We start from the raw sequence: 25,170 nt of genomic DNA on the forward strand, positions 1-25,170 counted from the left end.
CGCTTATTTTCCGATTTGGCTGTTTTCTATTCGCCCTTTTTAAGTGGTTGATACTTCAGCCTGTTTTTCTGATTTGCCCAGTTTTTCCTATGAGCTATCCACAGTTTTCGGGGATAAGATGGAGTGCTTGTCCAACTTGGGTTCGGGCCCGTCCCAAGGCTATGATGCGCACTAGCAATGTTTACCCTTAGCGGCCAGTCCCTTCGGTGCTTTGCCCTTTAATTGAGGAGATTGAAACGTGGAAAAATTGCAAGCCTGGATGACAGAGTTTCCCGCCGTGGTCGCGATTGCGCTTAACGTCGTGATCGCTTTGTTGATTCTGATTATTGGCTGGTGGCTATCCGCCGTCGCTGGTCGTGCGATCAAGCGAATGGCGGCTCGCTCTCCCCGTGTGGACCCGACCATTGTGCCTATGGCTCAGTCCGTCACGGTCTGGACGATTCGCATCTTTGTGCTGATTGCGGTACTGGCTCGTTTCGGTGTGCAGACCGCCAGCATTATCGCGGTGCTGGGTGCTGCCGGTTTGGCGGTAGGTCTGGCTTTGCAGAACACGCTGCAAAATATCGCCGCTGGCATCATGCTCTTGATGCTGCGCCCTTTGCGTGCCGGTGAGTTCGTGTCGGTCGTCGGTAAAGGCGACGGCACCGTGCTGGAAGTGGGTTTGTTCCTGACCCGCTTTGAGCAAGTGGATGGCATTCAGTTCACCCTGCCCAATAGCCTGATCTGGGGCAATCCCATCATCAACTACAGCCGCAACCCGACCCGCCGTTTGGACTTTGGTGTGGGCGTGCGTTATGGCGATGATCTGGACCTGGCCATCAAGCTGCTGCAAGGCTTGCTCAATGAACATCCCAAGGTGCTGAAAGACCCTGCTCCCTTGGTTATGGTCATGGAGTACAAGGACAGCGTGATCACGGTTAATTTGCGCGCATGGATCAATGCAGCAGACTTCTGGGATGCCCGTTTTGATCTGTACCGCCGTGCTGTTCAGGTATTGAATGAGGCTGGTTTGCAGACTCCAGTGCCTGTACGAGAAATCGTGCAAACGAGTGGCGAGAAAAAGGCCGCTTAAGTCCTGGGTTCAGGGTCTGATTTCCAGACCCTGAACATGATCTTGTCGGGTTCAGGCCCGTGCGATTCTGATCTAAAATAGAAATGCCCCAAGCCTTGCTTTTAGCGGCTTGGGGCATTTTTTCGGGTTAGTCAGCATTGGGTTTGTTTCAGGTTTCACCCATACTGTACTCTTTGCTTTCGCGCTGTTTTTCTAGCTGCCCACACGATGTTTCTGATCGACGAAAAAATCACGGTACGACGCCTGGAAGTTCTGCTGGCCTTTTTGGAAGCAGGTACGATTGCGCGCGCCGCCGAGCAACTGGGCACCAGTGCCGTCAGTGTGCATCGGGCATTGAAAAGCCTGGAAGAAGGCTTGCGCTGCCCCTTGTTCTTGCAGGAAGGGCGCAATCTGGTGCCACAGGAGTCGGCCCGTGAACTGGCCGAGGCGGCTAAAGAAACCATACGCACCTTGCAGCATGGCATTGATGCTGCCCGTGAAGCCGGAGGTTATTCCTCGGATCAGTTGCGCATTGGCTCGATGTATTCGCTAACGATTCGTCTGGTGCCACGTCTGTTGGTGGAGCTGAAGGTCCACAAGCCTTTATTGCAGATTGATCTGGTCCTGGACTCTAACGAGAAGCTGCTGCAAAAGCTGCGGGGTGGTCATATCGACGCGGCCTTGATCGAGCTGCCGCAAGAGCAGCCGGATGATCTGGAAGTGCTGCCCATTTTTGATGATGAGCTGATGTTTGCGGCTCCTATGGATTGGCAAGGCGCGGACTCGTCCGTGGTGGATCTGGAGCGCTGTTCCAAGGAGCGCTTTGTGTCGTTGACTGATGACTTTGCGACAGGTCGGGACATGCAGCGCATGTTGGCCAAAGCCGGGTTCGATGCCGATATTGTGATGCGCACCGGAGACATCTTTTCCTTGATGAGCCTGGTTAGCGGAGGGGTGGGATGCTCACTTTTACCTGCCCGTGCCAAAGAAGTTTTCTCTGACAAGATTCAGTGGCTAAGTCTGGAGCCGCAGTATCAACATTCGCAACGCATTGGCCTGGTTTGCATGAAGTCGCGCGAGCGCAGCCCGAATGTCTTGAGCCTGTTGCGGGCCTGCCGAATCGTGCGGACTCAGCTAGAAAAAGAAGGGCAGAAATCGGCCTGAGCTATCCCGCCCATCTGGATAACCAGCGCTGCAACCCGTCCAGGGTTTGAAACTCGTCCACACTACGCGCCGGAATCTCCGGATAGCGCTGATTCCACATGGTCGCCAGGCTGCGCCCCGGTCCAATTTCCAGCACTACATTTGGCTGTCGTTCTTCAATCTGCTCCATGCAGGAATCCCATTGCATGGTTTGCATGATCTGCGCCGATAAAGCCTGCGCTGCGGTGGCGGCGTTATGCACCCAGACACCGGCATTGGTCGGCCACGGCACCTTTGGGGAAGCCAGTTGGCTTTGATTGAGCTGCTCTTGAAAGGCTTGGGCCGCGCTGCTCATCCAATGGGTATGGGATGCAATGTTCACGGCCAATGGTGTGCAACGAGCCCCTTGTTCCTGAGCGAATTTCTCCAGCGCGGCGAGCTGACTGCGGGGGCCTGCACATACGGCACTATCGGGGCCATTGCGTATCGCCAATGCCGCGCCGTGTGTCTCGCACCATTGTTCAATGGTCCGAATTGAAACCCCGCTGATCGCCAGCATGCCACTGTCTTGTCCGGCTCCAGCCTGGTCCATCAGGGCGGCTCGTCGGCCAGCCAGTTTGACGGTGTCGCTGGCGGATAGAACGCCCGCCACTGAAGCGGCAGCCAGTTCGCCAATGCTATAGCCTGCTACCGCCACCAGGGATTGAGAGGACGCTTGTAGAATAGGAAGCTGTTCTTGCAGTTCCTGCCAGGCCGCCAGTGCGCATGCCGTCAGCACGACTTGAGCATGAGCGTTGGTACTGGCCCACTGGGCATCGCGCATGGCAGCACGCCAATCGGGGACATGCAGTTGCTCCTGCATGTGCAGCAGCAAAGGGGGTGCCGGATTAATCCAGGGCAGCATCTGGGCGTGCTGCATGCCTTGCCCGGAAAACAGCAGGGCGATTTTCATAGTCAGGCTCCAGTAGGGCGGCGCTGGCTGGCGCAACCGGGTGCATAGGCTTGCAGACGGTCCAGCCAACAGCAGGCCGACAAGGTATCGGCTGCGCCTCCGGGGGATAAGCGGCGTTCCATGAATGCCTGATGCACAGCTTGTGCGCGCTGCAGGGCATCCGGGGTAAAAACACTGCCTTCCTGCAGATACTGCGCGGCGCAGCGGCGCGCGTAGTGTAGCCCCTCCAGTCCGCCACGATGGGCCAGATTACTATCGTCCAGGATCGCCATAACAGAAAAGAGAGTATGCAAACCCACAGTCTGCAACTGCTGTTCTGCCACTGGTGTGCTGTGCGGAGACAAAGTTTTGACAGCGACTTGCCAGGCGGGCCAGGCCGTTTCAAACAAGGTGGGAAAGCCCTGGGCTGCTTCCTGGTTCGCGCCTTGCAAGCCATAGCGGCGTACCGCCCGTCCGCCCGGCAGTGCGGACGAAGCTTGCAGGCTGCGGGCCTGTAAAGCCGCCCCCCATAATGTGTGAAGTTGGTCCCGAATCGTGGCGGGAGTCAGGGTGCGAAAAGGAAGGCAGGCGCCTGCGGCTGCGCACAACAAGCCCAGCATGAAGATAGCTCCACGGTGGGTATTGATGCCCCCCGTGGCTGCCTGCATGCGAGCTTCCGCTGCAATCCCGCGAGTTTGCAGTTGGCTGAATGGAACACGCTGTTGGCCCAGGGCCGCCATGTCGGTGAAGTAGTGGCGCAAGGCAAACAGACTGCGATAAAACGTGCTGGCATCCATATCGTCGTGGCTGCCGCTGTCGAGCAAGGAAACCAGCCCCGGTTTGGGGGCAAGAATCAGCTCGTCATACAGCGCCAGAACGGCTGCTCGACCTATGGCTGCGCAGCTCCAGGAACGGGATGGATCGTTGGAGTCTTGGATAGCAGGCCGCTTGGCCAATACCGTCTGTTCAATAACATCAAGCAGCATGGGAAGACTCCAGAATGGGGGCGTGCTCGGGCCAATCCGAGTGTGCCTGAATGCGTAAACCATGAGTGCGTTTGATCAGGACTTTGCTGCTGGCACCGCTGCGCCACTGTTGCCACTCGCGCCAGGCAATAGCGTCGTCGTTGGGAAACAGCAGTTCGCCATCCAGACGGGGCAGACCTGTGATGTCACCGGCTTCTGTCAGTATCTTGACCAGACGATCTGCCTGCGTGGCACTTTGCACGGGCAGCATCAAATCCAGATCCGAGCCTTCACGTACATAGCCTTGCCCGGTGATCAATTCCCAGCCGTAGCTGCCATAGACCTGTGCCATGCAGCCTTGTACCTGCAATTGCTGGCATAAGCTCAGCCAGTCTTGCGCCAGGGAAACGGGCAGTAAAGTCTGGGCCTCATGGGCAGGTGGGAAGCCTCCCCACGCCAGACTGAAGGCGTGGGGAACGATCAGGGATAGACGCTGCCGTCCCCAATCCGTGGGCAAAGGAATCCCTGCTTGAAGTTGCCCGCTGCGCAGTTCACCCGCTTGACGGCTGACTACCAGCGGCCACCCTCTGGCCTGCCATTGGCGCAAGCACTGATAGGCATGGCTGGCAGGTTCCAGATCAGCCAGCACTTGTTCCCATGCGATGCTTTGCAGGGTGATCAAGTGGTGACGTCGAGCGGGCAGCGGGGCTGTCATCAGGATGCCTGCAAGACCTGTTCAATGATCTGGGCAGCCAGACGGCGGCCACCGCGTTCGGCACCATCAATGGCGCGGTGATCCTGATCATTGGATTGGGTCAGTGCCGCACGCAAGGAGGCACGTAACTGTTCGGGGGAGGTACTGTCCCAGACAGATTGAATGCCACCCATCGCCACGTAGTTGCCTACGCCGGGCGCAAAGACCGGATTGGATTGCGCCAGCTCTTCCAGCATGGCTTCGGGCAGCTTGGTGACGCGGGCCATGGCTGGAATGCGCATGACGCGAATCTCGGCTTCGGGCAGGGCATAGCAGGCATCAGCAATCAGGCCGGAGGTGATGAAACCACCGGACAGGGCCTGGTCGTACACCAGCCCAATAACCTTGTGACCCTTGCGTCGGGCCAGATCCAGACACATGCCCAAATGGGCCATGGCGCGATTGATGCCCAGCAGTTCATCGCGGCGGCGCAGTTGCTGGCCTTGGGTATCGACCAAAAGCAGCAGGCTGCGGCCAGGATGGTTCTTGATGGTGTCCAGCACGGCCTGTGCCTGGGTCAGTGCCAGGGCGACGCCGATGGGGGCGTGTTCGGTGGTGCCGATAACGGCCAGGGTCTGGCCATCAAACTCGGCATTGCCCTGCAAGAACAAATCCTGTTCGGTAATGCTGTGCTGCGTATCGAACAGCGATTGCACCAGTGTTTCCCATTTCATGACAGCGCCTCCTGGCTGCGTAATGCTTTGACGGCTGCAGCGTCCATCTGCCCGACTTGATCGCTTTGTTCCAGCCCCAGCGCTTGCCACAAGGTCTGGGCCTGATTCTCGGTGTGATCCCATTGCTCCACAGGCAGCAGGGCCGCACGTTGTGTCAGCAACTGATGCTCTTGTTCCAGCTCTTCCAGGGTAACGGGGCCACGGGCCGGGTTTTGCAAACCTTGTATGGCAGCGGCGCGGAAAGCGGCCACGGTATCGGACACCAGATCGTCGCAATCCGCCGTTAACCAGCGGTGTTTCCCGCCACTGGTTTGCCAGACCAAAGCGCGGTCTTTGGAGTCGTATTCTTCGACTCCGTGGGAGGCTTCAATCACTTCCGGGCCGGACATGGCCAGACGGCCCACGTCACTCATGATCAGGTGGTTGGTGCAGCGGGCCACAATACCCATGCCACCAAAGCAACCGTTTTGCCCGCCGACCAAAGCAATCACCGGCACACCCGCATTACGTGTATCCAGCAAGGCACGCATCACTTCGGAGACAGCAATCAACCCGGCATTGGCTTCGTGCAAGCGCACACCACCGGACTCCAGCAGCAGCACCACAGCAGCAGGGCGGTCGATCATGGCTCGGCGCAGCAGGCCAACCAGCTTGGCACCGTGGACTTCACCCACACCGCCGCCCATGAATTCGCCTTCTTGTGCCGCCACATACACGGTCTGCCCACCCAGCAAAGCATGGCCGATGGCCACGCCATCATCAAAGGAAGAGGGCACACCCAACTGCGCCAAGTGAGGGCTGCTCAAGCGTTGGGCAGGGGGCAGCCATTCGTGAAAGCTGTTCGCGTCAAACAGAGCCTGGACGCGCTGGCGGGCAGAACATTCCAGATAACTGCTCATGACTGTGTTCCTTGTGCTTGGCTGCGTGCCAGCGCTTCGCTGGCGGCCTGATCCAGGCGCAGGCTGACGACGGCAGGGGTGGCCCCCATATCGTTGATGTCAAAGTGGATACCGGCCAGCGGATGGCGCTGGTGAAAGTCCCGCACCACCGCATCCCAGATCGTGGAGAAGCCACGTGCCGAGGTATGAATGTGGATGGTGCATTCGGGGCTGTCCTTGGGCTCGGCCAGCACCTCCAGATTGCCCGAACCGACGACGCCAACCAGCACAGGCTGGAAGGTGCCAATGGGCTCTTGTCCCTTGAAACTGTAGGCCAGGGTTTCCAGGCCGTGAGGAATGTTTGTCATCGTGATCTCCTAATGCAAATAGCGTGGCGGACCATTACCAGTTACGGAAGCGTGCCGGGGGTTGATACAGCCCGCCGGAGGCTTGAACCAGATCCCGCATGCTGCGTGCGGCCAATAGATTGCGTGTGGCCTGGCGTGGGTCTATGCCCAGATCCTGAGGGCGGCGGATGATGCCGCGATCGCGCAGGTTCTCCACCATGCGGGCATCGCGTCCCAGACCTACTTGTGTGTAGCCCGCAACGCCGCGTATGGCTTGCTCGCGTTCTTCGTCGGTACGGCACAGCAACAGATTGGCGATGCCTTCTTCAGTCAGGATGTGGGTGACATCGTCTCCGTACACCATGATGGGAGGCAGATCCATGCCGGTCTGTTCTTGCAGAGTCCAGGCATCCAGAGTGTCCACAAAAGCGGGGGTCATGTGTTCGCGAAAGGTTTCCACAATTTGCACGACCAGCTTCTGACCACGTGGCGTACCGGCTGCACCTTGACGTCCGGCACGGGCTTGTTGACCGGCCTTCAACCAGGCCGGGCTGGCGTGGCGACGACCGCGTGCATCCGCACCCATATTGGGGGCACCACCAAAACCGGCAATACGGCCCAGCGTGGCGGTGGAGCTATTGCCATGCAGGTCGATTTGCAAGGTGGAGCCGATGAACAGATCGCAGGCATAGTGGCCTGCTGCCTGACAAAAAGCGCGGTTGCTGCGCATGCTGCCATCCGGGCCGGTGAAGAACACATCGGAACGGGCGCGCAGATAGTTTTCCATGCCCAGCTCGGAGCCGAAGGAGTGCACCGATTGCACCCAACCGGCTTCAATGGCCGGGATCAGGGCAGGGTGAGGATTCAGGGCCCAGTGCTGGCAAATCTTGCCTTTCAGGCCCAGCGATTCACCGTAAGTGGGTAGCAGCAATTCAATGGCGGCAGTATCAAAACCGATGCCGTGGTTCAGGCGTTGTACGCCGTATTCCGCATAGATGCCCTTGATCGCCATCATGGCCATCAAGACCTGGATTTCGCTGATCTGAGCGGGGTCGCGGGTAAACAGCGGTTCAATAAAGTGCGGGCGTGGAGCAGGCACCACGAAGTTCACCCAGTCGGCGGGAATGTCCACGCGCGGCAGGCGGGTGGTCTTGCTATCGACCAGCTCGTTGACCTGGGCGATGACAATGCCGCCGGAAAATGCGGTGGCTTCCACAATGGCCGGAGTGTCCTCGGTATTGGGGCCGGTGTACAGATTGCCGTGCTCATCGGCGGCCTGGGCCGCGATGAGCGCGACATTCGGGGTCAAGTCTACAAAGTAACGGGCAAACAACTCCAGATAGGTATGAATGGCACCGATGTTCAGCCGTCCTGCCGAAGCCAGCCTGGCCAGGCGCGCACCTTGCGGGCCGGAAAAGCTGAAGTCCAGGCGGTTGGCAATGCCTTTCTCAAACACATCCAGATGCTGGGGCAAAGCCAGCACGGATTGCACCATGTGCAGGTCATGAATCTGCGCTGGGTCGACTCCTACCAGTGCGTCGGCCAGAAAGTCGGCCTGCTTCTGGTTATTGCCTTCCAGACATACTCGATCTCCTACTTGTAATACGGCTTCCAGCAAGGCGCTGGCTTTATCCGTGCTGCATATTTTGCCTTGCAAAGAGTCTCCCAGTGCGCGGCTGGCACGTTGCAGTCTTTGCTGGCGGGCTTGATTCTTAAGATTCCAGTTGCTGTCCGTCATTGGGTTTCCCTGTCATACCTCTGTCGATGTGATCCGTTAAATAAGCTGCCTGACCCTTCAGGATCGCAGTTCAGGCAGCGCGATAGTTAATGTGCCCAGGCGATGGGCAATGCGGGTGGCCGCTTCCAGCAGCAGGTCGTCCTGCCCGGGGCGGGCGGCCACTTGCAGTCCCAAAGGAAGCCCGTGATTGCCAAAGCCGATGGGCAAGTTGATGCATGGAATGCCCAGTGCCGTCCAGGCACGACACAGCACCGGATCGCCGGTGGTTTCACGCGTGGGGGCTTCGCCCAAGGCGGCCGCACACAGGATCAGGTCTGCGTCGCCGAAGATCAGCTCGGGATGGCGCTTGACCTGATTGATCAGGCTTTGGGCCTGGATCAGTTCGGCGGGCTGGGTCTGTGCACACTTGTCCAGATAGGTTTGCAAGGCAGGCGAGAGCAGTTCCAGGTGCTGCTGGCGTTCATGGCTTAAATGGGCCAGTACCTCAGCCCCCATGACGGCTTGCTGCGCGTAGGTCAGTTCGCCAAACAGCTTGTCCTTGTCGCTAAGCTGAACCTCAAACTGGCCATCATCCGTTTTCAGATGGCCGACGCTTGCTTCCAGTCGATCACGCAGATCCTCGGCAATATCCTCCCACCAGGGTGTGTGCAAAAAGCTCAGGCGCAAAGGGGCTTGCAGCAGGACTTGCGATACTTCTGGCGTACTGCGCAGTGCGTTGAAAACACGGCGCACATCCTCCAGACGCTGGCCCAAAATCCCCAGGGTATCCAAAGAGGGGCTGATGGTTTTCAGCCCGCTGCTGGGTAGGGCTCCAAAGCTGGGTTTGAAGCCGTAAATACCGCAGAACGTGGCCGGACGTATGACTGAGCCGGCCGTTTGTGTGCCCAAAGCGACGGGCACTACATTGGCGGCCACCGCCGCCGCGGAGCCCGACGATGAACCGCCCGGCGTGTGCTCCAGATTCCAGGGATTGCGGGTTTTAGGGGGGCTGAACAGGGCAAATTCCGTGGTCACGGTTTTCCCAAAAGGCACCGCTCCGGCAGCTCGCAATGCCTGCACAATGGCGGCATCCTGCGTGGGGCGGTTGTCCCGGTAAATGGGCGAGCCATAGGTGGCTGGAGCATCGGCGGTATTGATCAGGTCTTTGATGCCGACCACCAGCCCCTTCAGGGGGCCGGTGCTCTGCGCTTGATCCTGGGCAACACGCCGTACCTGCTCCTTGTCCAGATGGGCAAAGGCCTGAATCAGATCCTCAGTTTGCTCATAGCGGGCAATAGCCGCTTCTGCCGCCTCCTGGCTGGATGTCTTGTTTCGGGCAGCGAAATCAGTCACAGACATGGCGGGTCCTTAGAGCGTGAAAGGAGCAATAAGAATAGCAATCGTCAAAATGACGGTGCCAATCAAAAAGGCTACGACGGTAAAGCCCATCACTTGTCGCACATTCAGGCGGGCAATGGCCAGTACGGGCAGGAGCCAGAAGGGCTGGATCATATTGGCAACGGCTTCACCAAAGGCTACGGCCATGGACATCAGGCCCAGATAGGCGGGGCTGTCCTGACCAATCGCCAGAGCGGACTGCACGGCAATCGGGCCTTGCACCCCCCAGTGTCCGCCACCCGAAGGGACAAATAGCGAGATGATGATGGAGGCGATGAAGGTCAAAAAGGGCAGGGTGTATTCATTGGCGCCGGTGACCAGGGCCGAGGACAGAATCTCTTCCAGCGCACGGCCGCCATCCATGGGGATGTAGGCCAGCAAACCCATGATGCCGCCGTATAGCGGATATTGCAGAATCAGCGGACCAGCGGTCTTGGCGGACTCGACAAACGCTTTGATAAAGCGGATAGGGGTCCAGTGCAGCAGGGCACCGGTCACGGTGAACAGCATGATCATGGATGAGATGTTCAGCGCAAAGCCGCTGCGCACGAAGTAGTACATACCCGCGGCAAAGAACAGCACATTCAGAATCCACAGATTTTCCAGCTTTTCAGCGGGGGTCTTGGGCTTGTCCTTGGGCAGGTCTTTTTCAATATCGGCAAAGACGGCTGGATCGGGCGGCAAGGCGTAGTCCGGCTCCATGCGCCAGATGGTCAGAAACAGCAGGATGATCAAGGCTACAACCGGAATCCAGCTATAGGGCTGGAAGATGGTCAGGCTGAAAGGCACCGTCATGCCCGTCAGTTGATGGATGACGTTGATGGGACTGCTGGGGTCGGTATTGGCCAGGGCAATGGAGCTGGACAAACCTTGAGTCCAGAGCAGATAGCCCATATAGCCCGAGGCAATCAGATACCCGAAATGCACATTGGGCAGACGACGGGCGACTTGTCGGGCCACCAGGGCACCGGCAACCAGACCCAGGCCCCAGTTCAACAGGCAAAAGATCGAGCCCACAGCAAAGCACAGCAGGGCACCTTCAACTTGAGTGCGGGCGCGGGAAGCCAGCCAGATGATGGCGCGTTTTAAAGGAGGGGCTTCGGCCAGGGTGTAGCCCGTCACCAGAATCAGCACCATTTGCAGAGCAAAAGTGAAAATGCTTTTGGGTCCCCATACGCCGCGATACCAGGCATCCACCATTCCTCCGGGGGTGGCGCCATCGACAAACAGGGCAATCAATCCAACAACCAGCAAACTCAGGATGACCGCAAATAAATACGGGTCGGGCATCCATTTTTCTACGTAACGCACGCAGATATTGGTGAAACGGGTTAGCAAGTTTGGCCTGGGTTTGGCCGAGATGGTAGCAGTGGTGTTCATAATGAACTTATCCTTGTTTTTGTCTCCCCGACCTGGCTAGTGGGTCGGCTTCTGGATTCGGATGCTGGATACACAGTCCCGCTAGCGCATACTCCTCGGTGTTGACTGTTGCCTGTATCTCGCCTTCCTTGTTTTTATGGCGTGTCCCTTAGGGGGCTTATCGTTGTGCCCACAAGATAGCGACAGGCCCGGCAGGGGATCAATAAAGCAAATGTCGGTTTATTTACGCGAGGCGAAACGATGGCGCGTTAACCCTAGGGAGATAAGGGTGTGCAGGCGTTTGTACAGGCGGCTTTGGGTATAAAGCGGACTGTTTTCTTGCAGATGGAGATATTTAGCTAAAACGAACTGATTAGAGGATCAGTTTGAATGGGGGCAGGGCGCTGTTTGAAACTGGGCGGCTTTTTTCAGGAGCCATCTTGGGATGAGTGCTGCTTGGGGAGGGGCCAGGCTTATCGTCGGCGTAGTTTCCCTCGTCTTGACAGGCTGAGCTTGGATGAGCCATCTGCGTTGATTGGAAAAGCAGGTAGAGGGAACGAGGTTTGAAACGTAAAAAAGCACACAGGGAGCGCTGTGTGCTGATGAGGGTTTTAACGGTCCCGGCACCGCTCAGAGACGGAAATCCGCCCAGACCTAAAATTTGTCGGCCACTGAATCCAGCGCATCGCGCAGTAAACCGGCAATTTCTTTTTGGCGTGGTGCTGGCATGCGCTCGGTAATGGCGGTGACACTCATGGCCAGAATCGGGCGGCCTTTGTGGTCGCACAGGGCACAGCCCACACCCAAAGCGCCACGCACCGCGTAGTTGCCTACGACCGAGTAGCCACGAATACGGGTGTTGGTGACCAGTTGACGCATCTCGCGTTGAGTCATGCCGCCGTACTGGTCAAGCTGATTGGCATTGCGCTCGATAATCTGTTCGATGGCCTCGTCGCCCAAGGTCGCCAGATAGGCCATGCCACCGGAACCTACCCCTAAAGGCTGACGCTTGCCTACATAGGTCGCCAGAATCTGCACCGGGTAGGGGCCGATTTCGCGCCACAGGCTGATGGAATCATCACCATCGCGTCCCACCAGAAAGACCGCATCGCCGGTAAGCTGAGCCAGCTCCTGCATGATGGGCTGCATGATGGTGACACGCGGGTCCAGTCCAAACAGGCCCTGATCCTGGCGCGTGGCGCTGTAACGGCGGCTATGGCTGCTGTTTTGCACCAGACCGTGATCGATCAGGGCGGCCAGCAGTCTATAGATCGTGGGGCGCTGCAATTGGGTGGCGCGCGACAGGTCAGTCACGCTCAATCCTTTGCCTTGATGATTTTGCAAAGTCTTGAGCACCAGCAGGCCGCGTTGCAAGGTACGCGGCCCAGCCTGATCCTGCGGTTCTACGGTCTCGGGAGTGTTCATGCTTGAAAACAGCTAATGCTTACCGAAAAGTAACTCAGTAAGAATATACGCCAGCCGAGAAAGTGTCCACTGTGTGATCGCGCATTCAAGACAATGCCCGCTGGGTGAAGCGGGCATGAGGGACAGAGCCGTCGAGTATGGACTTTAGCGGTGTTCCGGGCCTGCCGACTCGTCTTTGCGCTGTTCGGGGATAGGGTGGCCCGCTGTTTTCGCAGTTTTGATCATGGCGGTGCACAGGCCACGCAACATATCGACTTCGTCCAAACTAAGCTGGGCGCGCCCCAACAGGTGCTGCATGCGGGGCACCAGCTTCTTGGGGTGTTTGGGGTCCAGGAACTTGACGCTTTCAATGGCCTGCTCCCAGTGTTGCAGCAAGGCTTGCACCTTGGCCTGAGGGGCCAGTTCTTTACCGGGATCTGCTTTACCGTCGGTATTAGGCAACAAGCTGGCACCGCTTTCGGCCAGCAGGGCATAGCGCAATTCCCAGGCAGCCAGTTGCAAAGCCTGGGCGACATTCAGGGAGCTGTATTCAGGGTTGGCCGGGATATGGCACACATACTGGCACTGGCTGATGTGATCATTGGTCAGGCCAACACGCTCGGTGCCCAATACAATCGCGACCGTGCCTGCATGTTGGCGCAGGTGCTCACGGCTCAGTTCGGCAGTCTGCCGGATATCCGCCGCCGGTGGCCCCAGGTAGCGGGGGCGGGCCGTCAGGGCAAAAGCCAGGGTGACGGGTTCCAGCGCATGTGCCAGGGTAGGGACAATCGTTGCCCGCTCCAAAACGTCTACGGCACCGCTGGCTAGCGAGATTGCCTGAGGGTTTTGTGCAACGTCCGGGTCCAGCGGGTCGACCAGACATAAGTCGCCAAAGCCCATGGTTTTGATCGCTCGCGCTGCTGCGCCCACGTTTCCAGGGTGGCTGGGTTGCACCATAATGAAGCGAACCCGGTGAAAATTATCATCAAATGCCGATGCTTGCGTCTGAGTCATTTAAAATAGCTACTTTGAAGCTACGCTTCCTGTGTCTGCTCACGCGATTTTGCCCTGCAACAGGGCACGCCAGGCAGGCTCAATTATTGTTAAAAAAACGGAATTTCCATGCACCCGATGCTCAATACCGCCATCAAGGCGGCTCGCCGTGCCGGCACTATTATCTCTCGCGCCAGTCTAGACCTCCAGCACCTGTCGGTTGCGCGTAAAGGCCCTAAAGATTATGTCACGGAAGTGGATCGCGCAGCAGAGGAAGCCATCATTGAAGTGTTGAGCGAAGCCTATCCCGACCACGGTTTCATTGGCGAGGAAACGGGCGAGCGCCCACCGCTGGAACCCGCAGGCGAAGGTACTCCTGAATACCAGTGGGTGATTGATCCGCTGGATGGCACCACCAACTTTATCCACGGTTTTCCTTGCTACGCCATTTCGATTGCATTGATGCACCGTGGTCAGGCTGCCCATGCCGTTATTTATGACACTACCCGCAACGAGCTGTTTACTGCCAGTCGTGGGGGCGGTGCTTTCCTGAACGATCGCCGTATTCGTGTGTCGGGCCAGACTCGTTACCACGACGCCTTGATCGGTGCACACGTGCCTGATTCGGGCGCAGGCGTGAAATCGACCTCCCCATTTGCTGATATGTTGGCCGAATGTGCGGCTGTGCGTCGCGTGGGTGCAACGGTTTTGGATCTGGCCTATGTGGCTGCCGGTCGTCTGGATGGCTTTTGCGCCGTCAACCTGAAACCTTGGGATCTGGCTGCCGGCACCTTGCTGGTGACTGAAGCCGGTGGTCTGGTGGGCGACTTTGAAGGCGAGCAAACCTGGAAAGAAACCGGCAACGTGATTGCCGCCAGCCCGAAGATCTTTATTCAGATGCTGTCGCACCTGCAAGATTAAGAACCTAGACCCCGGCACTGCCGGGGTGTTCTTTTAATCACAGCGCCAAGGAGCTGAGATGGAGTGGTTGATGGACCCGACCGCCTGGGTTGGGTTACTCACACTGGTAGTGTTGGAAATTGTGTTGGGCATCGATAACCTGGTGTTCATTGCAATTTTGGTCGACAAGCTGCCTCCGGCGCAGCGTGACCGGGCTCGTGTGCTGGGTCTTTCGCTGGCCTTGCTGATGCGTCTTGGCCTGCTGACGGTCATGTCCTTCCTGGTGCAGTTGACCGATCCTTTGGTGTCTGTCCTGGGCCTGGATTTCTCAGGCCGCGATCTGATCATGATCGTGGGCGGTTTCTTCTTGTTGTTCAAAGGCACGCTGGAACTGCACGAGCGTATTGAAAACCGTAGTGCACATGCCTCCGGTTCACGCATGTATGCCAGCTTCTGGGTCATCGTGGCGCAGATTGTGGTGCTTGATGCGGTGTTCTCCATCGACGCGGTGATTACCGCTGTCGGCATGGTGGAACACCTGCCCATCATGATGGCCGCGGTGGTTATTGCGATTGGCATCATGCTGGTGGCCTCCAAACCCCTGACGATTTATATCAACAGCCGACCCACGGTGGTGATTCTGTGCCTGGGCTTTTTGTTGATGATCGGCTTTTCCCTGCTGGTGGAAGGCTTTGGCGTTCATGTACCCAAGGGTTACCTGTACGCGGCCATTTCCTTCTCCATCCTGATCGAAATGTTCAACCAGTTGGCGCGGCGCAAGTTGCGTTTGCTGCAAGCGGGTCGTCCCATGCGTGAACGGACGGCTGAGGCTGTCTTGCGTATGTTGGGCAAACGCCCGGCCTCGGGGGAGGCCACGACTGGGCCGGATTTGCCCGGCAGTGGCGAGCAAATGGTCTTTGGTCAGGAAGAACGCAATATGGTCAGCGGCGTGCTGACCTTGTCCGAGCGCACCGTGCATTCGGTGATGACGCCGCGTAACGCCATTACCTGGGTCAATATTCAGGACTCTCCGGAAGTCCTGCGCGAAAAAATGACGCAGGAACCTCATAGCATGGTGCCGGTCTGTCGCGGTTCGCTTGATGAGGTTATTGGCATTGGTCGAAGCAAAGAGTTACTGGCAGACCTGCTGATTCATGGTCATATCCGTGTGGACCAATTACGTCAGCCGGTCTTTGTGTATGAGTCCATCGGGATTTTGGACCTGATGGAAACCATCAAGCAAAGTCGTGGGCAGTTGGTGATGGTCACTGACGAGTTCGGCACAATTGAAGGGCTGGTCACGCCTCTGGATATCTTCGAGGCAATTGCGGGCGATTTCCCCAGCGAGGATGAAACCCCCGATATCATCCAGGAGTCTCAGGATCACTGGCTGCTGGACGGCTCTACCGACTTGCATCATCTGGAGCAAATGCTGGGGGTAGATGGTCTGGTCGATGAAGAGGAAGAATATGCCACCCTGGCGGGCTATCTGCTGACGCGTTTTGGCCAGTTGCCCAAGGTGGGCGATGTGTGTGTTCTTGAACAGAGCGATGCGGTTTATCGCTTCAAGGTTGAAGAGCTGGAAGGGCGTCGTATTTCCCAGGTCAGCCTGGAGCGTGTGCCCTACGATGATGAACAAATCGATCCGTTCCTGGCATCTTAATTTTTATTGGCTTTGATTCACGCAACATGACTGAGCAAACTATCTATCTGCTGAAAGCCCTGTTTCTGGGGATTATTGAAGGGATTACGGAATTTATCCCGGTCTCCAGTACGGCACACTTGCTGATTCTGGGCTCCTGGATTGATTTTTCCTCAGGTGATGCCAAGGTGTTTGAGGTCGTGATTCAGTTCGGTTCGATTCTGGCCGTGATCTGGATTTTCCGCGCCCGCCTGATTCAACTGATTATGGGAACCTTGCGCGGTGACCGTACCGAGATGATGTTCACGCGCAATCTGCTGATTGCCTTTTTGCCCGCGGCAGTGATTGGTGCTTTGACGATCCAGTACGTAAAAGCGCTGTTCCATCACCAGATTGTGTTTGTATTCACACTGGTGTTGGGTGGCCTGCTGATGTTGTGGGTAGAGCGCAAGCCGCAGTATGCGAAAAATACGTCCGAGACGGATCAGGGTGAAACGGCGACCTCACAAAAGGCCACCGCCTTTGCGTTAGAAGAAATCACCTGGAAGCAGGCTTTGGTAGTAGGTTTTGCGCAATGTGTGGCGATGGTGCCCGGTACGTCGCGCTCTGGCGCCACGATTATTGGCGGCATGCTGGCGGGTATTCAGCGCAAGACTGCCACGGAGTTTTCTTTCTTCCTGGCTATGCCCACCATGTTGGCCGCCACAGTGTATGACCTGTATCGCAATGGTGCGTCTTTAAGTGCTGATCAAAGCACCGCGATTATTGTGGGTTTTGTTGCAGCGTTCTTTAGCGCGCTGTTCCTGGTGAAGGCGGTGCTGCGTTTTGTGTCCAGCCGTACTTATCGTCCCTTTGCCTGGTATCGCATTGCGCTGGGCGGAGTACTGTTTGTGTGGCTGATGACGTAGCCCTTTGCCGCTTTAGAGGTTTCGAGATCCCCGCTTGGTTGACATGCCTCCGGGGATTTTTTTATTGGGCTGTTCTGAAGGGAACTTGAACCTAATTGGCTGGAGACGGAGTCACACTTGCTGAGGTTTCAGCGTCTGGCACTGATCCTCTTTACCCCATTGGTGCAAGCAAAGTTGTGCACCTTCGATGCTGATAAAACCGCCACGTTTGGCACTGTCAGATTCGGCATCCCAATCCGGCAACACCCAACGGCGCACTGGCTCAAAGCCGGGAATATCATGCACTGCCGGTCTATGTGTATGGCCATGCACCATGGCGTGCACAGGATGTGCCTGGCAGGCCGCAACAATAGCCGCTGGCTGCACATCCATAATCTCTTTGGACTTGTATTGCTTGCCGCGCTGGCTGCCCGCACGGGCCGAGTCGGCAATTCGCTGGCGCAGGCTCAAGGGGCAGGCCAGATACAGCTTTTGCAGCCAGGGTTTGCGTACCCAATAGCGAAAGCGTTGATAGGCCAGATCGTCCAGGCAATACTCATCGCCGTGCGACATCAAAACCAGACCGGCAGAGGTATCCAGGATTACTTGATCGGGCAATAGCGTGGCGTGGACATGGCGGGCGTAGGTCTGGCCCAGCAAGAAGTCGCGATTGCCGCGCATGAGATAAAGCGGGTGCTGCTGCGCAAATGTACGCAGCGCCTCACTGACTTGAGCCAGCCAGGGAGCAGGGTGGGCGATTTGATCGTCACCAATCCAGGCATTGAAAATATCACCGCCCAGAATCAAGGCATTGGCTTGATGCTGGGCGGAGTGCAGAAACTGCAAGAAATCCTGGACGGTGTCTGGATTGTCCGGACCCAAATGCAGGTCCGCGGCAATCCAGATCTTGCCCGAAAGCGTGAGCTTATTCGACAAGCGTGGCTTTTTCCAGAACGACGTCTTCAACAGGCACGTCTTGGTGGAAGCCCTTGTTGCCGGTGCGCACGGTACGGATCTTATCAACGACATCCATGCCTTCGATCACGCGGCCAAATACGGCGTAGCCCCAGCCATTGGCAGTAGGAGCGGTGAAGTTCAGGAAGTCGTTGTCAGCGACGTTGATGAAGAACTGAGCTGTGGCCGAGTGTGGGTCGGACGTGCGAGCCATGGCCAGGGTGTACTTGTCGTTCTTCAGGCCGTTGTCGGCTTCGTTCTTGACAGGTGCGTTGGTGGCTTTCTGCTTCATGTCGGCCTCAAAACCGCCGCCCTGGATCATGAAGTTGTTGATCACGCGGTGAAACACGGTGCCGTCGTAAAAGCCGCTGGACACGTAGTCCACAAAGTTGGCTACGGTGTTAGGGGCTTTTTCTGCGTTCAGTTCGATCAGGATAGTGCCCTGATTCGTCTGCAGTTGGACGCGTGGAGAGGTGCTCATAGAAGTGCCTTCAGAAGAAGTGGAAGAATCTGCTGCCATAGCCGGACTGCTCATCATAGGCATAGCCATACAGGCAGCAATAAGCAGGGTGCGCAAGCCGCGAGCCTGATCACACCATTGAAATGTGCTTGCAAACATAAGATAGGGACAACCCAGTCAAGGAAAAATCTTATTGTTGCAGAATTTTGCCCGTTTGTTGTGCACGCTGGGCGGCTTTGGGCACACCACTGGCGGCAGCCTGACGGTAGGTGTCATTGGCCAGCATCAGTTGCACTTCACCCATATTGGCGCGCGCCAGCGCATAGGATGGATCGGCGGTCAGGGCCATTTTCAGGGCTTCCAGAGCCAGATCCAGCTTGTCTTGCGCAATATATTCAGCCGCCAGATTATTCCAGGGCTCGGGCAGCTCCGGGTAATAGGTGGTCATGTCCTGATAAATGCCGATGGCACCGTTGTGGTCGCCACTGGCCGACAGGGCACGTGCTTTCAGGAACAGCAGTTGCACGTTGGCACCGGGCTCGCCGCGGTTCTTGCGCTGATCCAGTTGCTTTTCAATGGCCTGCAAGGCGTCGGCATGACGGCCCTGGGCAATCAGGGTGCTGATGCGCTGGCTGACTTCCGTTGCGCTGAGCGGCAAAGAAGTATCAACACTGGGGGCCAGAACGTCCAGCGCACGGGCCAGACCTTTCCAGCCACGTTCAGGTTCGGGGGCAATATCCAGCAGCGGATCGTTTACCCGCGCACTGGGTGGGGGTAAATCGGGCAGGGACTGAGCACTCACGGAGTGACCGAAGGCCAGCAAAAGGGCCAAGGTGCAAGGAGCGAGAAACCGAGTCCGTCTAGGTGTACTGAACACAGAGGGGGCGCCTATAAAATCTGGCTTGAAGACCAGGAAGGTTGGTAGATTGCTGCCTTTAACGAGGTCTGCTTGCTATACTTATTGACCATCATTCTAACCTTGCCTCTTGCCGGGCGGGAAATACGGAACCTAAGCCAAGGGCAATCGTTCTGGCACAAGGTTCCGATTTTATGACGATTACAGGCCATGTTGCGCATTTATAACTCGTTATCACGCTCTAAAGAGGTGTTTTCTCCGGTTGAACCGGGCCACGTACGTATGTACGTCTGTGGCATGACGGTGTACGACTTCTGTCACCTGGGACACGCCCGCATGCTGGTCAGCTTTGACATCGTGCAGCGCTGGTTGCGAGCGAGCGGCTATCGCGTCTCCTATGTACGCAACATTACCGATATTGATGACAAGATCATCCGCCGTGCCGTCGAGCGCGGGCAGCTCATGTCTGAAGTCACGGACTTCTATATTGATGCCATGCATGCCGACGAAAAGGCATTGGGTGTACAAAGCCCGGATTCAGAGCCGCGTGCCACGCAGCACGTCCCCGATATGCTGGGCATTATTGCCAAGCTGGAAGAAAACGGCCTGGCCTATCAGTCCGAAGACGGTGATGTGAACTACGCTGTGCGTCAGTTCCCCGGCTACGGCAAATTGTCGGGTCGTTCTCTGGACGATTTGCGTGCTGGTGAGCGTGTCGCCCTGAATTCGGCCAAGCGCGATCCTCTGGATTTTGTGCTGTGGAAATCGGCCAAAGAAGAAGAGCCCGCCGAGTCCAAATGGGAGTCCTCCTACGGTCTGGGTCGTCCAGGCTGGCATATTGAATGTTCGGCCATGAGCAAAGCCCTGCTGGGTTTGCCGCTGGATATTCATGGTGGTGGCCCGGACTTGAAGTTCCCCCATCACGAAAACGAAATTGCTCAAACGGAAGGCGCGTTTGGCGGTCAGTTGGCCAATGTCTGGATGCACTGCGGTCCCTTGATGGTGGACTCGGAAAAAATGTCCAAGTCTCTGGGCAACTTCCGCCGTATTCGCGATACCGTGGCTCCCGATGGTCTGGTCGACGAAGAAAGCAACTACACCGCCAATCCGCGTGAGGCGGAAATGCTGCGCTTCTTTATTGTGCGCAACCATTACCGCAGCATGCAGAACTACGCGCCAGACAATCTGCGCGATGCTCAGCAAGCGCTGGACCGTCTATATCAGACCCTTCAACACGTTCCTGCCGCCGAAGTCCAAATCGATTGGACTCAAGGCCCTGCTTTGGCTTTTGCCGAAGCCATGAACGACGATTTCAATACCGCTGGTGCTGTTGCCGTTCTGTTCGAGCTGGCTGGTCAAGCCAACCGCGACAAGGATGCGCAGGCTGCCGGTTTGATGCGTGCCTTGGGTGCCGTGATTGGTCTTCTGCAAGTGGACCCTGCCGTCTACTGGCGCGCCAGCACACGTTTTGGCCAGGCGGCCAGCGTGGCTGGTGCTGATTCCTTGAGCGACACCCAGATCGACGAATTGCTGGCCGAGCGTGCACAGGCCAAACAGAACCGCGACTTCGCGCGCGCCGACGCGATTCGCGAGCAGCTTAAAGAGCAGGGCGTTGAGCTGGAAGACCGGCCAGGTGGAGCAACACAATGGCGCAGGGCCTAAGCGGCGTTCAATCCGGCCCTCAAGTTCGTTTGGTGGGCAAACCTGATTACTGGGACGACGCGTGCGCCCAGTTGATGAAGCGCGACCGTATCCTGCGCAAGCTCATTCCCCAGCACGGCGATTACTGGCTGCAACATCAGGCCCCGGCCTTCACCACTTTGGTGCGCTCCATCGTGGGCCAGCAACTGGCTTCGCGTACGGCGGACCAGCTTTGGCGCAAGCTGCTGGACGGCTGCGGGCAAGCCCTGTCGCCCGAGCTTATTCTGGAGCTGGGGCACGAGGCGCTAAATGGCTTTGGTCTGCCCAAACGCAAAGCCGAGTACATTGTTGATTTGGCGGCACACTTTGATGCTCGTAAAATCGACCCCCAGGCATGGCAATCCCTGTCTGACGAGGCTGTCATTGCAGACCTGTGCGCCATTCGTGGCGTGGGTCGCTGGACGGCAGATATGTTTCTGATTTTCAACTTGCACAGACCCGATGTTCTCCCTTTGGATGATGCGGGCCTGCTCAAGGCAATCTCTCAGCACTATTTCAGCGGCGAACCGGTCTCCCGGTTCGAGGCGCGTGAAGTTGCTCAAGCGTGGGCACCGTGGTGCACGGTGGCTACCTGGCATCTGTGGCGCAGTCTGAACACAGTTGCGGTACGATACTAAATTAGGCCTAAACCTTAAGAACCGACATGCGAAATACATTCCTGGAATTTGAGCAGCCTTTGGCCGAGCTCGAAGGCAAAATCGAAGAGCTCCGCTATGTGCAATCTGATTCCGCTGTGGATATTTCAGAGGAGCTCAGCCGTCTGCAGCAGAAAAGCCAGACGTTGGCCAAGAACATTTACGCCAAGCTCACGCCCTGGCAAACGGCCCTGGTTGCTCGCCATCCACAACGTCCATACACACTGGACTATGTAAACCAGATCTTCTCGGACTTCCACGAGCTGCATGGCGATCGCATGTATGCGGACGACCTGGCAATTGTGGGTGGTCTGGCCCGTTTCAACGGCACACCGTGCATGGTCATTGGTCACCAGAAAGGCCGTGATACCAAAGAGCGCGCCCGTCGCAACTTCGGCATGCCGCGCCCGGAGGGCTACCGCAAGGCCCTGCGCCTGATGACTCTGGCTGAAAAATTCGGTATCCCCGTTTTCACCTTTGTGGACACCCCCGGTGCCTACCCTGGTATCGGCGCGGAAGAACGCGGCCAGTCCGAAGCGATTGGCCACAACCTGTTTGCCATGGCCAAGCTGCGTGTACCTATCATCTCCACCATTATTGGTGAAGGCGGTTCGGGCGGTGCTTTGGCAATTGCCGTGGGTGACGTGGTCTCCATGCTGCAATACTCCACCTACGCCGTGATCTCGCCCGAAGGTTGTGCTTCGATTCTGTGGCGCAGCGCGGACAAGGCGCCTGTGGCGGCTGAAGCCCTGGCCATTACCGCACCTCGTCTGAAAGAACTGGGTCTGGTTGATCGCGTGATTAACGAGCCTATCGGTGGCGCACATCGCGACCCCACCATGATGGCGCGTCAATTGGGCCGTGCCCTGGCCGACGCCCTGCGTCAGGTCTCGGGCCTGACTACCGAACAACTGCTGGCGCAGCGTATGGAACGCCTCTTGGCCTACGGTCGTTATCAGGAAGTTCGTGCCTGATCCTCTGCCTTCCAGTCAGTTGGGGGGCTTTAGCCCCTCACCCCTGCTGCTGGAGGCGCTTGATCACCACCTAAGTTTTAAAAACGGCGATAGCGTCGCCGTCGCCTTAAGTGGTGGTGCGGACTCGGCAATGCTGGCGGTACATGCCCATCTCTGGGCCAGCCGCCGCAAAGTCACACTTCATTTTTTTCATATCCATCATGGCCTGCAGGCCCTTGCCGATCAGTGGCAATGGCATGTGCATGACCTGGCGGCCCGCTTGCAGCGGCCCTGTCACAGTTTGCGAGTGCAGGTGCAGTCTCGCAGCTTGAGTGCCGATGGTATGGAATCAGCGGCGCGGGATGCCCGCTATCAAGGTTTGGCAGAACTGGCGCAGTTTGCTGGTTTGCAGCATGTGCTGCTGGCCCATCATCAGGATGATCAGGCCGAAACTGTCTTGATGCGTTTGCTGCGTGGCACGGGAATCACCGGCCTGGGTGCGATGGCACCGCATATGCAGCGCGATCATCTTGATTACTGGCGACCTTGGCTGGATCAACCGCGATCTCGCATTCTTCAAGCCAGCCATGACTTTGCCCTTGCCACTGGCTGGCACGCGGTACAAGACCCCACCAATATCAATCCCGACTACACCCGTGGCGCAGTGCGCGATTTGCTCACGCCTGTGCTGGATGCCCGCTGGCCGGGTTGGCAGGGCCGTCTGCAACGTCAGGCGCAGCTAAGCCGGGAAACACAGGATGTATTGGATAGCGTGGCTGGTCAGGACTGGCTGACGTTGCAAGCGGATGAGACCGGACGCAGCTTCAGCTTGAGCGCCTGGCGTCAGTTGGAGCCTGCCCGACAAAGCATGGTGATCCGTTATTGGTTGCAAGAGCAGGGCGCTGGCCTGCCTACTCAGGCGCGTTTGGCGGAATTATTACGCCAGTTGCGCAGCGTACACGCCCAGGGTCACGACAGAAATCTGATCTGGAAACATGGACAAAACCTGATCCGCTGTGTGCGGGGTCGGGTGCAGATTGAATCGGTGGATTCGATCAGTCAGAAAGACGGTCTGAAGACCGATCAAGCAAGTAAGTAGTTTCGGGTGGCCTGTGGCAGGAGCGTGGGCTATGGTGTTGAGTCGACAAAGTATGTGTTTTTTTGCGCTGGCATGTGGTAGAGCCTGCGCTTGGGGCACAGAAAGTCGTTAGAATAGTTGGGTTTTGTGTCTATCCCAGACCTTAGCCCTTTGATGCAGAGTAAAAGATGTCCCTGATCGTACATAAATATGGCGGCACGTCGATGGGCTCGATCGAGCGCATCCAGAATGTGGCGCGTCGGGTTGCCAAATGGCATGCCGCCGGGCACCAAGTTGTGGTGGTTCCTTCGGCCATGTCCGGTGAAACCAACCGTTTGCTAGGCCTGGCCAAAGAACTGAGCATTCAGCCTGATCCGCGTGAGCTGGATATGCTGGCTGCCACGGGCGAACAAGCCAGTAGCGCTTTGTTGGCCATGGCTTTGGCTGCCCAGGGCGTTCCCGCCCGCAGCTACGCCGGTTGGCAAGTTCCCGTCAAGACCGACAATGCCTATACACGTGCCCGCATTAGTTCTATTGATGACACCCGCATTCGCCAGGATCTGGACGCAGGCCGTGTGGTCGTTGTGACCGGCTTCCAGGGTGTGGATGATGAAGGTAATATCACGACCCTGGGTCGTGGTGGTTCGGACACTTCCGCGGTGGCTGTTGCCGCTGCCATGAAGGCCAGCGAATGCCTGATCTATACCGATGTGGATGGTGTCTACACGACTGACCCGCGCGTGGTTCCAGAAGCCCGTCGCATGAAAGTGCTGTCCTTTGAAGAAATGCTGGAAATGGCCTCTTTGGGCTCCAAAGTTCTTCAAATCCGGTCCGTGGAATTTGCTGGCAAGTACAAGGTGCCTGTGCGCGTCTTGTCCTCCATGACCGACCCCATGATTCCGCTCGAAGAAGAAATGTCTTCGGGCACGCTGATTACTTTCGAGGAAGACCAAAAAATGGAAGCTGCCGTTGTCTCTGGCATCGCCTTCAGCCGTGATGAAGCCAAGTTCACCCTGCGTGCCGTACCCGACACCCCCGGCGTGGCCTATTCCATTCTGGGCCCCATCGCAGCGGCCAACATCGAAGTCGACATGATTTTGCAGAACCTGTCGGTTCAAGGCACTACAGACTTTTCCTTTACCGTCAGCCGTAATGACGCGCTGCGCACCAAGGAATTGTTGATGAACCAGGTCGGTCCTGCTGTGGGCGCTGGCGAAATCGTGTTTGACGAAGCCGTGTGCAAAGTGTCCATCGTCGGTATCGGCATGCGTAACCACGCTGGCATCGCCAGCTCCATGTTCCGTGCCTTGTCCGAAGAGGGCATCAACATCCAGATGATCAGCACCAGCGAGATCAAGACCTCGGTCATCATTGCCGACAAATACATGGAATTGGCTGTACGTGCTCTGCACAAGACTTTCGAGCTGGATCAGGAAAAATAATCCCTTTTGCTATTTGCATTGGTTTTTTATAAATGCTATAGTAGCTTC

Annotated in this window: 24 protein-coding genes; 10 read left to right on the forward strand and 14 right to left on the reverse strand. The window is 57.2% G+C overall.

The features are described from left to right. Positions 1–259: 259 nt before the first annotated feature. Together OSH09_RS11880 and OSH09_RS11885 are read left to right on the forward strand one after the other, a co-directional pair. Entirely contained in the window at positions 260–1,072 is an 813-nt protein-coding gene (locus tag OSH09_RS11880) for a mechanosensitive ion channel family protein (RefSeq protein WP_207875943.1), read from the forward strand. Between the two features lie 207 nt (positions 1,073–1,279). Beyond that, complete coding sequence (locus OSH09_RS11885) at positions 1,280–2,215, forward strand: LysR substrate-binding domain-containing protein (RefSeq protein WP_207873550.1); 936 nt, start codon at positions 1,280–1,282, stop codon at positions 2,213–2,215. Position 2,216: 1 nt separating this feature from the next. On the opposite strand, the gene OSH09_RS11890 is transcribed toward OSH09_RS11885, so the two are convergent. From OSH09_RS11890 to OSH09_RS11940, 11 genes are all read right to left on the reverse strand, one after another. After that, the gene (locus OSH09_RS11890) at positions 2,217–3,146 is read right to left on the reverse strand and encodes a malonate decarboxylase subunit epsilon (RefSeq protein ID WP_266121084.1); all 930 of its coding nucleotides are present in this window, start codon (positions 3,144–3,146) and stop codon (positions 2,217–2,219) included. A gap of 2 nt (positions 3,147–3,148) precedes the next feature. Next, positions 3,149–4,111 carry a triphosphoribosyl-dephospho-CoA synthase gene (locus OSH09_RS11895; RefSeq protein ID WP_266121085.1) on the reverse strand — a complete coding sequence of 321 codons (963 nt, stop codon included), beginning with the start codon at positions 4,109–4,111 and terminating at the stop codon, positions 3,149–3,151. Next, positions 4,101–4,805 carry a malonate decarboxylase holo-[acyl-carrier-protein] synthase gene (gene mdcG, locus OSH09_RS11900; RefSeq protein ID WP_266121086.1) on the reverse strand — a complete coding sequence of 235 codons (705 nt, stop codon included), beginning with the start codon at positions 4,803–4,805 and terminating at the stop codon, positions 4,101–4,103. Before mdcG ends, OSH09_RS11895 begins: the two co-directional genes overlap by 11 nt. After that, a complete protein-coding gene (mdcE, locus tag OSH09_RS11905) occupies positions 4,805–5,518 on the reverse strand; it encodes a biotin-independent malonate decarboxylase subunit gamma (RefSeq protein WP_207873554.1) in 714 nt (237 codons plus the stop codon). Before mdcE ends, mdcG begins: the two co-directional genes overlap by 1 nt. Then, positions 5,515–6,417 carry a biotin-independent malonate decarboxylase subunit beta gene (locus OSH09_RS11910; protein ID WP_266121087.1) on the reverse strand — a complete coding sequence of 301 codons (903 nt, stop codon included), beginning with the start codon at positions 6,415–6,417 and terminating at the stop codon, positions 5,515–5,517. The genes mdcE and OSH09_RS11910 overlap by 4 nt, the downstream gene beginning before the upstream one ends. Further along, positions 6,414–6,764, reverse strand: coding sequence for a malonate decarboxylase acyl carrier protein (gene mdcC, locus OSH09_RS11915; RefSeq protein ID WP_026484239.1), 351 nt, complete (start codon positions 6,762–6,764; stop codon positions 6,414–6,416). The genes OSH09_RS11910 and mdcC overlap by 4 nt, the downstream gene beginning before the upstream one ends. A gap of 34 nt (positions 6,765–6,798) precedes the next feature. After that, complete coding sequence (gene mdcA / locus OSH09_RS11920; RefSeq protein ID WP_207873556.1) at positions 6,799–8,481, reverse strand: malonate decarboxylase subunit alpha; 1,683 nt, start codon at positions 8,479–8,481, stop codon at positions 6,799–6,801. 57 nt (positions 8,482–8,538) lie between these two features. Beyond that, a complete protein-coding gene (locus tag OSH09_RS11925) occupies positions 8,539–9,819 on the reverse strand; it encodes an amidase (protein ID WP_266121088.1) in 1,281 nt (426 codons plus the stop codon). Positions 9,820–9,828: 9 nt separating this feature from the next. Then, the gene (locus tag OSH09_RS11930) at positions 9,829–11,238 is read right to left on the reverse strand and encodes a short-chain fatty acid transporter (RefSeq protein WP_207873558.1); all 1,410 of its coding nucleotides are present in this window, start codon (positions 11,236–11,238) and stop codon (positions 9,829–9,831) included. 633 nt (positions 11,239–11,871) lie between these two features. Continuing rightward, the gene (locus OSH09_RS11935; protein WP_121738390.1) at positions 11,872–12,642 is read right to left on the reverse strand and encodes an IclR family transcriptional regulator; all 771 of its coding nucleotides are present in this window, start codon (positions 12,640–12,642) and stop codon (positions 11,872–11,874) included. A gap of 144 nt (positions 12,643–12,786) precedes the next feature. After that, entirely contained in the window at positions 12,787–13,635 is an 849-nt protein-coding gene (locus tag OSH09_RS11940) for an RNA methyltransferase (RefSeq protein ID WP_266121089.1), read from the reverse strand. Positions 13,636–13,743: 108 nt separating this feature from the next. Between OSH09_RS11940 and OSH09_RS11945 the strand changes: the two genes are divergently transcribed. From OSH09_RS11945 to OSH09_RS11955, 3 genes are read left to right on the forward strand one after another with little or no spacing between them, the layout of a single operon-like run. Next, positions 13,744–14,535 carry an inositol monophosphatase family protein gene (locus tag OSH09_RS11945; RefSeq protein ID WP_207873560.1) on the forward strand — a complete coding sequence of 264 codons (792 nt, stop codon included), beginning with the start codon at positions 13,744–13,746 and terminating at the stop codon, positions 14,533–14,535. 58 nt (positions 14,536–14,593) lie between these two features. Then, on the forward strand, positions 14,594–16,177 hold the full coding sequence (locus OSH09_RS11950) for a TerC family protein (RefSeq protein WP_266121090.1): 1,584 nt from the start codon (positions 14,594–14,596) through the stop codon (positions 16,175–16,177). A gap of 26 nt (positions 16,178–16,203) precedes the next feature. Continuing rightward, positions 16,204–17,064, forward strand: coding sequence for an undecaprenyl-diphosphate phosphatase (locus OSH09_RS11955; RefSeq protein ID WP_266121091.1), 861 nt, complete (start codon positions 16,204–16,206; stop codon positions 17,062–17,064). A gap of 111 nt (positions 17,065–17,175) precedes the next feature. Here the strand turns inward: OSH09_RS11955 and OSH09_RS11960 are convergent, their stop codons facing one another. The 3 genes from OSH09_RS11960 to OSH09_RS11970 form a co-directional block, all read right to left on the reverse strand. Continuing rightward, the gene (locus tag OSH09_RS11960) at positions 17,176–17,979 is read right to left on the reverse strand and encodes a UDP-2,3-diacylglucosamine diphosphatase (RefSeq protein WP_266121092.1); all 804 of its coding nucleotides are present in this window, start codon (positions 17,977–17,979) and stop codon (positions 17,176–17,178) included. Next, positions 17,969–18,478 (reverse strand): peptidylprolyl isomerase, encoded by a 510-nt coding sequence (locus tag OSH09_RS11965; protein ID WP_207873564.1) that lies wholly within the window; start codon positions 18,476–18,478, stop codon positions 17,969–17,971. Before OSH09_RS11965 ends, OSH09_RS11960 begins: the two co-directional genes overlap by 11 nt. Before the next feature lie 169 nt (positions 18,479–18,647). Then, complete coding sequence (locus tag OSH09_RS11970; RefSeq protein WP_222667512.1) at positions 18,648–19,259, reverse strand: tetratricopeptide repeat protein; 612 nt, start codon at positions 19,257–19,259, stop codon at positions 18,648–18,650. Positions 19,260–19,523: 264 nt separating this feature from the next. Between OSH09_RS11970 and cysS the strand changes: the two genes are divergently transcribed. The 5 genes from cysS (at position 19,524) to OSH09_RS11995 (ending at position 25,122) form a co-directional block, all read left to right on the forward strand. Further along, the gene (gene cysS / locus OSH09_RS11975; RefSeq protein WP_266121093.1) at positions 19,524–20,975 is read left to right on the forward strand and encodes a cysteine--tRNA ligase; all 1,452 of its coding nucleotides are present in this window, start codon (positions 19,524–19,526) and stop codon (positions 20,973–20,975) included. Then, positions 20,960–21,631: a DNA-3-methyladenine glycosylase family protein gene (locus OSH09_RS11980; protein ID WP_207873566.1), complete on the forward strand. Its 672-nt coding sequence runs from the start codon at positions 20,960–20,962 to the stop codon at positions 21,629–21,631. Before cysS ends, OSH09_RS11980 begins: the two co-directional genes overlap by 16 nt. Positions 21,632–21,657: 26 nt before the next feature. After that, complete coding sequence (locus tag OSH09_RS11985; RefSeq protein ID WP_207873567.1) at positions 21,658–22,623, forward strand: acetyl-CoA carboxylase carboxyltransferase subunit alpha; 966 nt, start codon at positions 21,658–21,660, stop codon at positions 22,621–22,623. Positions 22,624–22,753: 130 nt separating this feature from the next. Next, on the forward strand, positions 22,754–23,701 hold the full coding sequence (gene tilS, locus OSH09_RS11990) for a tRNA lysidine(34) synthetase TilS (protein ID WP_376912353.1): 948 nt from the start codon (positions 22,754–22,756) through the stop codon (positions 23,699–23,701). A 167-nt stretch (positions 23,702–23,868) separates the two neighbouring features. Next, positions 23,869–25,122: an aspartate kinase gene (locus OSH09_RS11995; protein WP_153229374.1), complete on the forward strand. Its 1,254-nt coding sequence runs from the start codon at positions 23,869–23,871 to the stop codon at positions 25,120–25,122. The last annotated feature ends 48 nt before the right edge of the window (positions 25,123–25,170 follow it).

The sequence above is a fragment of the Alcaligenes parafaecalis genome, from assembly GCF_026344135.1.
Classification (GTDB): Bacteria; Pseudomonadota; Gammaproteobacteria; order Burkholderiales; family Burkholderiaceae_B; genus Alcaligenes; species Alcaligenes parafaecalis.